Genomic DNA, 1,573 nt, shown 5'->3' with positions numbered 1-1,573 from the left:
CTGCCGCTGCTGAAGAAGGACCTGGGCGCCACGGTCGCGCCCCATGCCAACCCGGCGATGCCGATGAAGATGCCTTTCGGCAGCGAGAAGTTCCAGAACATCTCGTGGAAGATCCCCAATCTCATCTCGGGCAACGTCCCGGGCTACGAGAGCTTCGCCACCAAGATGATGAAGAAGAAGTTCGAGAGCAAGGGAGTCGCCAAGGTCGAAGAGTTGCGCGAGGCCTGCGTCGATCTCGAGGTCCAGCTCATCGCCTGCCAGATGACTATGGACGTCTTCGGCTTCTCCCGCGACGAGTTCATCGACGGCATCGACCTGGGCGGCGCCGCGACCTTTCTCGAGTTCGCCGCCGAATCCGACATCAGCTTGTTCATCTAGCCTCTGGGCGACATCACCATGGTAGACGAGGGCGATAAGCCATGATTGAAGAAGGTAGAGTCGTCATCTTCGTGACCTCGGGGCCCGAGACGCCCCAGCGGTGCGCGACACCGTTCTACATGGCCACCGTCGCGGCGGCGATGGACCACGAGGCCGAGATGATCTTTCAGATCGACGGCGTGCTGCTGCTCAAGGAAGGCGTGGCCGAGGGCATGACCGCCAAGGAAGGCGGCAAGACGATCATCGACTTCATCCGCGACGCCAAGGAAGCCGACGTCGAGATGCGGGTCTGCTCGGCGGCGCTGCAGCTCCACGACATGACCCCGGACGACCTGATCGAGGAGTGCGACGGGGTGGTCGGCGCGGCCTACATGACCGAGAAGGGCCTCGAGGCCGATATGGTCCTCTGTTACTGATCGGCCCGATGCCGGGCTCCAGCGGAACCTACGGAAGAGAAAAGAGGGGAAAGCATGGCCGAGATCAAGAACTGCCTCTTGCCCGACGATCTGCTCTACCACGTGGAGTACAACGTCTGGGTGCGCAACAACGGCGACGGCACCTGCGACGTGGGCATGACCGACATCGCCCAGTCGCTGGCCGGCGCGATCATCCACTGCCGGCCCAAGAAAGCCGGCAAGAAGGTCAAGCAGGGCAAGAGCCTGGCGACCGTCGAGAGCGGCAAGTGGGTCGGGCCGGTGAAGTCGCCTTTCGCCGGCGAGGTCGTCGCCGGCAACGATGCCGCCGTGGCTGACGCCACGATCCTCAACCGCAGTCCCTATAAGGACGGCTGGATCGTGCGTATCGCGCCCGAGGGCGGTGACGCGGCACTGTCCGGGCTGCTGACGGGAGAGGCTGCCGCCGAAGGCTTCGCGGCCTACATGGCCGAGAAAGAGCTCGCCGAGTGCGTCCACTGCGAGGGCTTCGATGGCTGAGGCCTCAGAACCGATCTACGCCGACGCCAGGTACCAGGACGTCCCCTACGAGGAGAAGCAGCAGCTCTTCGACGAGGTCAAGGGCGACATGCGGTGGGAGACCACCCTCTACGGCTGCTACGAGTGCGGCATCTGCGTCGCCGCCTGCCCGTCGGCGCGCTTCTACGACTTCAGCCCGCGGGTCTTCGCCCAGGTGATGGCGCGCGAGGACGTTCACACCTTCTACGAGCTGCTCAACGAGTCGGTGTGGGACTGCTCGCAGT

General features: G+C 64.0%; 4 protein-coding genes. All 4 read left to right on the top strand.

Annotation, left to right across the window (positions count from 1 at the left end):
* Positions 1-378: peroxiredoxin family protein (locus GY769_09980; GenBank protein MCP4202252.1), on the top strand; the 378-nt coding region annotated here is incomplete at its 5' end.
* A 41-nt stretch (positions 379-419) separates the two neighbouring features.
* Entirely contained in the window at positions 420-794 is a 375-nt protein-coding gene (locus GY769_09975; GenBank protein MCP4202251.1) for a sulfur reduction protein DsrE, read from the top strand.
* Positions 795-848: 54 nt separating this feature from the next.
* The gene (locus GY769_09970; GenBank protein ID MCP4202250.1) at positions 849-1,310 is read left to right on the top strand and encodes a glycine cleavage system protein H; all 462 of its coding nucleotides are present in this window, start codon (positions 849-851) and stop codon (positions 1,308-1,310) included.
* Positions 1,303-1,573, top strand: a 271-nt coding sequence (locus GY769_09965) for a heterodisulfide reductase subunit C (GenBank protein MCP4202249.1), incomplete at its 3' end; no start/stop codon positions are given. The genes GY769_09970 and GY769_09965, both read left to right, overlap by 8 nt.

The sequence above is a fragment of the bacterium genome, assembly GCA_024224155.1.
Taxonomy (GTDB): domain Bacteria; phylum Acidobacteriota; class Thermoanaerobaculia; order Multivoradales; family JAHEKO01; genus CALZIK01.
The sequence above is the reverse complement of the archived record's forward strand: the minus strand, read 5'-3'. Positions and strand labels throughout refer to the sequence as shown.